This is a genomic window from Brachybacterium sp., assembly GCF_052095815.1.
Lineage (GTDB): Bacteria > Actinomycetota > Actinomycetes > Actinomycetales > Dermabacteraceae > Brachybacterium.
Window position 1 is genome coordinate 1 of sequence record NZ_JBQDLF010000085.1, and the last position, 6,267, is coordinate 6,267.

The window sequence follows — 6,267 nt, forward strand, 5'->3', positions numbered from 1 at the left end:
CGCCCCTTGCACGCCCCCTCGCCGGGAGTCATCCACAGGTTCTGATCATTCCTCGCACCACCCCGTCGCTGATCCGTAGCGCGTTCGCGAGGATCGTCAGCACCGGGTTCACTCCGCCGTTGGTCACGTGCGTGGACCCGTCGGCGACCACGATGTTCTCGTGGCCCCACACCCGTCCGTCCGCTCCCACCACCGAGCTGCGCGGGTCGGTGCCCATCCGGCAGGTGCCGGCCTGGTGCTGACCGGCGCTCGGCGGTGAGTCCGGCCCGATCGGGCCCATCGGCCGCACCTCCACCGCGCCGGCCTCCCGCAGCCAGGCGGCCGCGCGCCGGGTGAGCATCTCGCGGCCGCGGAGGTCCTCCGGATGCAGGCTCCCGCTGAGCCGCACCGTCGACCTCCCCAGGCGGTCGCGGAATCCGGCGTCGATCCGCACCCGCGAGCTCGACGAGGTGACCTCCTGGATCGGGCCCACGATCCGCGCGAACCGCAGCATCGCGCCCTCCACCTCGGGGGAGCCGAGCCGCGCCGTCGGCGGGACCAGCCCCGTGTCGCGCAGGGACTGATGCGTGCTGGCGGGGGTGGGGACGAACTCGTCGGCGAGGATCCCGCCGCCGATCACGCCGTCGTTGCCGTGCCGGAAGTCTGCGGTGGAGATGCTGGGGCCGGGACCGCGCAGGTCCACCACCTCCTCAGCGAACAGCGCGGAGGCGCCGCCGTAGGCATGGCCCTGCAGGTGACGGCCCACCTGGTCGTGCGCGTTCCCGAGCCCGCCCGGGAAGGCGTCGCAGGCGCTGTCCAGCAGCAGCCGTGCGCTCTCGATCGCGCCCGCGGCGAGCACCACCGTCCCGGCGCCCACGGTACGGCGCCAGATCCTCCCGCCCTTCTCTCCCACGAGGTCCACGGACCGGGCGCGGCCGGCGGCGTCCACGAGGATCCGCGCCGCCTGGGCGCCGGGGAGCAGCGTCGCGTTGCCGCTGGCCAGAGCGCGGGGGAGCGTGGTGTTGTGGCTGCCGGCCCGTGCCCGGACCGGGCAGTCGAAGCCGACGCACTGCGCGCAGCGACTGCAGGCGGCTCGGCCCCCGTGGGGGCGGCTGTTGACCAGCAGCGGCACCGGCTGGGTCCCGAACCCGAGCCGTTCCGCGGCGCCGGCCAGCAGCCCGGTCAGCGGTGACGGCGCCAGCGGACCCATCGGCAGCGGCGCGCTGCGCGGGCCCTCCCACGGATCGTGCCCGGTGGTCCCGGAGACGCCGAGCATCGTCTCCACGCGCGCATAGAACGGCTCCAGAGCGTCGTAGCCGATCGGCCAATCCGCGAGCGCGCTGCCTCCCGGCACCCCGTAGGTGCTGGCCATCGCGAAGTCCTCGGGAGCGAGCCGCCACGCCTGGGCGCCGTAGACCCGGGTGCCGCCGCCGATCGTCATCGCGTTGTTGCTCCACAGCCCCTGCGCGGCGGTCACCTCCTCGCGGCCCTCGCCGGCCTCCACCCGCCGGATCTCCGAACCAGCGCCGGGGCCGACTTTCGTGAACAGTCCGACGCCGGCGCGCGGGGTGCGCAGCGGCTCGGTGAGCAGCGAGGATCTCTCCGGCAGTCTCCCGCGCTCGACGATCAGCGTGCGCCATCCGGCCTCGGCGAGGGTCTGCGCCGCCATGCCGCCGCCCGCTCCGGAGCCGATCACGATCACGTCGTAGGAGTCCTCGATCGTCTCGGGGGAGGCGAGGTCCCCGGCGGTGAGGTCCAGCGGCAGCCGGGCCGATTCCGGCGCCGGGGACCAGGCCGTGAGGTGCGGCGCGAGCGTCGGGCCGACGCGGTCCTCGGTGAGCCCCCGCTCGTAGAGCAGGTGGCCGACGATCGTGCGGAGCCGGTGCAGCGTCGAGGGATCCTCGGCGCGGTCGGCCGCGAGGACGTCCTGCGCCCAGGTGGCCCCGTCGGACGCCTCGAGGGCGCGCAGCCGTGTGACCAGCGCGCGAGCGAGGTGGGGGCTCGCGATCCCTGGGTCGAGCGAGTCCAGGACGGGCCGGAGCAGGGGATCGGTGGGGTGGTCGGCGTGCAAGGGGCCTCCGATACGTCGAGCTCGAAGCTACTCGAAGATTTTTAGAGTAGTTGTGAGCACTTCAGGGCTGATGAGTGAAGCCATGCTTCACGGCAGGGACCAGGTGGCACGAGGGTCGCGAGACGACTTTCCGTCCCAGTGGACCACTCCGCCGGTGCCCATCTCTTCGAGCTGCGTCTGCACTCGGGGGCGGGAACGTCCGGTCGACAGGCCGGGCGTCCGAGAAGCGCCTCTCACTCCGCCCGCAGCACGTCCCGCACGCGCAGCAGCTCCGTCCGCGCCGTGCCGAGCAGCAGCCCGGGGTCGGCGAGGGCGATGCCGTCGAAGCGGTGGGGGAGCGCCGCGGCCTCCTTCAGGGTGCGGGCGCGCTGGCTAGGAGAGCTGCGCAGCTCGAAGGCGCGGCGCAGGTCCTTCTCGTGAAGGGGCGCCGGTGAGTACCCCATGAGGGCGTTGCCGCGGGCGATGAGCGAGACGACGGCCGCGGCGGTGTTGCGGGTGCTCGCCTTCCGTCGCAGCACGGCAGGGTCCAGCTGCGTGATGCGCACCAGCAGGCGCCGGCACGCGGTGAGCAGCTCGTCGACGTCAGCCACGGCGGGTTGCTCGCTCAGCAACGCCGTCACCCCGTCGACCAGGTGCGCGTCGACCTCGGCGGCGAGGTCCCGCAGATCTGCGGGGATCTGCGGGAGCGCGAGCTCCTCGGCGGGCAGCGGAGTCGTCTCCAGCTCCGCGAGCGCGTCGAATCCGCCGGCGCGCAGGGCGAGATCCGCCATCCGCAGGGCGGTGGGATCCTCGTGCTCGAGCGCGAAATCGACCTGCTCCTCAAGCCGCCGCGCGCGCATTCGTGGGTCGGCGCGACGTGCCGGGAACTGCTCCAGCAGCGGGGCGACCGCGCTGAGCGTCTGCGCGATCACGGACGGCTCCTCGCCGGTCCGCTCGAGGGACCAGGCGATCAGCGCCGGCAGGGCGAGAGGGATCTGCGCGATCTGCTCCTCGGAGAGGATCGGGGTCGTGGGCAGGACATCAGAGAGCATCCACTCGGCGAGCTCCGGGTCCCAGCCCAGCGGATCGCCGAAGGTCGCATCGAGCACGACCATCAGGAAAGCGGCCAGGTCCTGTGCGTCTTTGCCGAGTTCGAGATCGGCGGCAGGTGCGGAGGCGAGGAACTCCTCGACCAGGTCGGTGCCGTCCTCCAGGATCCACGGCGGGTGCTCCGGGATCGGGTCGCCGGCGGAGAACCCGCTGACGAGGTCATCCTCATAGCCCTCTCCGCCGTCCGGCAGCAGGCCGACTGCGAATTCCACGAAGGACCGCAGCATCGGCCACTGCTCCCCGAACCCGGCCTGCTCGACGTCTCTCGGAGTGCTGGTGAGTGCCTGACGGAAGCGGGCGCCCGCATCGGCCAGGGTGACGGTCTCCAGCATCTCGTCCAGGGAGTCCCCGTCCCGCGCCATGATCTCCCGGTACGTGCGGGTGACCTCGTCCATCGGCTCGCCGATCGCGAAGGCGTCCTTCATGTACGGCACCGGGCTCCACTCGATGTAGGTGATGAGCACGGCCCGCACGCCGCGAGGGAGCAGCAGCTCCACCATCAGGTTCTCCCCGGCGCCATCGGAGAACGCGAGAGCCTCGGTGACGGAGGCCTGCACGAGACCGGACACCTGTGGCGGCATCGGCTGACGGCGAGTGGTCAGCCCTGCCTGTGCCCGAGAGCGGAGGCCCTCGTCGGGGCTCATCGCCGCGACCATGTGCAGCAGAGCGGTGGTCTCTGCGACGTCGATCTCGAGGAAGGTGTCCAGCAGGTCCACGCCCTCGGGCAGCTCCTCGAGATGGTGCTGCGGGTCCGCCATCTCCATGATCAGAGGCGCGGCGGCGACCCAGAACGCTGTCGGGTCCTCGGAGCGCAGCGCCGGGCGGAGCACCCGGATCAGCGGGTTCTCGGCCGCCGGTTCGACGGGGGCGGGGGCTCGGTGCGGGCTATGCGGCGCGCGGCGGCTCGCGCGGTGGCGGGCGGCGCCCTGCCCGAGCGGGTTGCGGTCGTGGCGGCGTCGGTTCATGGGGGTATTCCATCAGGTGCCCGCCGACGGGGCGAGACGGCGGGGTCCGCGATCAGTGGCCCTCAGTTCCGATTCAGGCCGAAGGTCCGTGACATGAGCGCGTCCTTGTAGTGCGCCTCCGACGCGTCGACGTCTGCCTTCGGGGTGTCGGGGCCGAACACGCGCAGGATGCTGAAGCGGAACGATGCCGCATGCTCGATGTCGCCGGCCAGGAGGCGTCGCAGGCCGACATTGTCGCCGTGCCCGGTCTGGGCGTAGCGGCGCCATCTGCCGAGAAGGCGTTCGGTGCCATCCGCCTTGCCGACGTAGTGCTTCCCGGTGCTCTGATCGGTGATCAGGTAGATCCCCTGCACGGAGCTCAGCGCGTGCTGCCATGCCCGATACCGGGAGCTCTCGACCATGTCCTGGAGCTCGGTGAAGGGGATGATCACCCGGTCGAAACCCGGGAAGGGGACGGCAGCCGGGTCGGCGATCTCGACGAGGGGGAAGCCCGCGGCGGGCCCGCCCTTCTTCGCCCAGTTGATGGTGTCCCCGGACCATTCCACGACCAGGCGCTCTCGCAGCGAGCTGAGCAGGTCGGAGGGGCGCAGGTTGAAGTAGCGATGCTCTGCGGTCTCCTTGGAGAGCACCGGCCCGTGGTTCTCGTAGGCGGTGAGGAACCTCGAACGGCGCTTGCCGTCGGCCATGAAGGTGAGCCAGAGCGGGGGAGCGGTCGCCGGCACTTTGTTCCTGTGCGTCTGGCGGCGGGTGTAGGCGAGCACCTTCTCGGGAGTCAGATCGGCGGTCCCGGTGAGGCCGTCGGGCGTGTACGTGTGCCGGATGGCCAGGATGTCGTCGATCCGCACCCCGGCGGCCTCCAGGACGGTGCCCAGGGTGAGGCGCCCGGACCAAGACCAAGGGTTCTCTGTCATGCGGTCTCTCTGCTCCTCGAAGTGCACGGCTCGGTGTCGACGGCTCTGGGTGCCGCGGGAACGCTGGTGTCGAGCGAAGCGTAGGGCACGGCGGAGACACCGGGAGAGCACTGTTCATGACGCCCAGATCGGCGACGCCCGGTGCACCGGCCGCACACCGCCTGCGCTGATCAGCGCCCGGCCTCCGACTCGACGGAGGGTGTCGACAACGTCAGACCAACTCCATCTGTCGGCGACCCCAGCTCTCTTCGAACCCGCCGATGATCTGGAAGGATGGGAACCCCGATCCTTGGAGTGACCTCGTGAATGCCAGATCCTTCCGTCGCGGAATCCAGGCAGCGACCGCCATGGCCGTGGCGACGCTGATCGCCCTGGCGGGCTGCGGTCCCGCTGAGGACCCGCCCGCTTCGGAGACGGAGGCCGTCGAGCAGGACGGCCCGACCGGCGACGAGGATCCGGCCGCCGGCGGGAACGAGGAGGAGCGAGCCAGTGGGGACGAGGTCCCTGGCTCTGTAGAACGCCGTGCACTGGTGTTCGTCCATGTCGTCGAGCCCGAGCGACTGGTCGACGAGGACGGCGAGACGCGGTTGCCATCCGCGGACCTCGCCGAGATCGTCCAGTACCTGGGAGGGGTGGCCGAGGGTCCCTCGCCGGGATCTGATCCGGCATCCTGCGAGAGCGACCTGCGCTATGTCGCGAGCGCCGACGTGCGCTGCACGGTGACGGCGGACTTCGACGGCACGGAACGGGACGAGACCGTCTACGCCCATCCCATCGCGGCCCCGGGTGGAGCGCACGGAGTCCTGTACACGGTCGACGAGCCGCTCGCCGAGGACGCTCGGTGGGCGACTTTCAACGGGGACAACGAGGCCACGGCCATCGGAATGGGCGGCGTCTACGGCATGAACCCGATCCCCGCCGGCCAGCTGGTCGCGGACATGCAGACCGTCATCGATTTCGACTTCAGGCATGCCCCGGTCGACACTTCGCAGTGGACCTTCACCGTCCAGGACTGCCCGAGCGCCCTGGACTTCGAGCAGCTCGCCCCGGTCCGATGCACCGCCACGCATGAGGAGACCGGGGCCGAGCACATCGCCTGGGCACTGCCCGGCACCTTCTACGGCCAGGAGCCGGGCCTGATCGTCAGCGTTGAGCTGGTCCCTGCAGCAGGGTGAAAGGCCTCTCGTCCGGTTCCTCATGGGGGGTGTCCCTATGTTCTTCGTCAAGGGGAAGCGCGAAGTTCTCTCGGGAT

Annotated in this window: 4 protein-coding genes; 1 reads left to right on the forward strand and 3 read right to left on the reverse strand. The window is 71.2% G+C overall.

Translation table 11 applies throughout. From position 1 onward, the window contains the following. Positions 1-28 precede the first annotated feature (28 nt). The 3 genes from ACTH43_RS18180 to ACTH43_RS18190 form a co-directional block, all read right to left on the reverse strand. Entirely contained in the window at positions 29-2,050 is a 2,022-nt protein-coding gene (locus ACTH43_RS18180) for a GMC oxidoreductase (RefSeq protein WP_441446292.1), read from the reverse strand. A 233-nt stretch (positions 2,051-2,283) separates the two neighbouring features. Then, positions 2,284-4,104, reverse strand: a complete 1,821-nt coding sequence (locus tag ACTH43_RS18185; RefSeq protein WP_441446293.1) for a hypothetical protein — start codon at positions 4,102-4,104, stop codon at positions 2,284-2,286. Positions 4,105-4,166: 62 nt separating this feature from the next. After that, positions 4,167-5,015 (reverse strand): GIY-YIG nuclease family protein, encoded by an 849-nt coding sequence (locus ACTH43_RS18190; protein WP_441446294.1) that lies wholly within the window; start codon positions 5,013-5,015, stop codon positions 4,167-4,169. A 302-nt stretch (positions 5,016-5,317) separates the two neighbouring features. Here ACTH43_RS18190 and ACTH43_RS18195 point away from each other — a divergent pair, with 302 nt between their 5' ends. Further along, complete coding sequence (locus tag ACTH43_RS18195) at positions 5,318-6,190, forward strand: hypothetical protein (RefSeq protein WP_441446295.1); 873 nt, start codon at positions 5,318-5,320, stop codon at positions 6,188-6,190. Positions 6,191-6,267 lie beyond the last annotated feature (77 nt).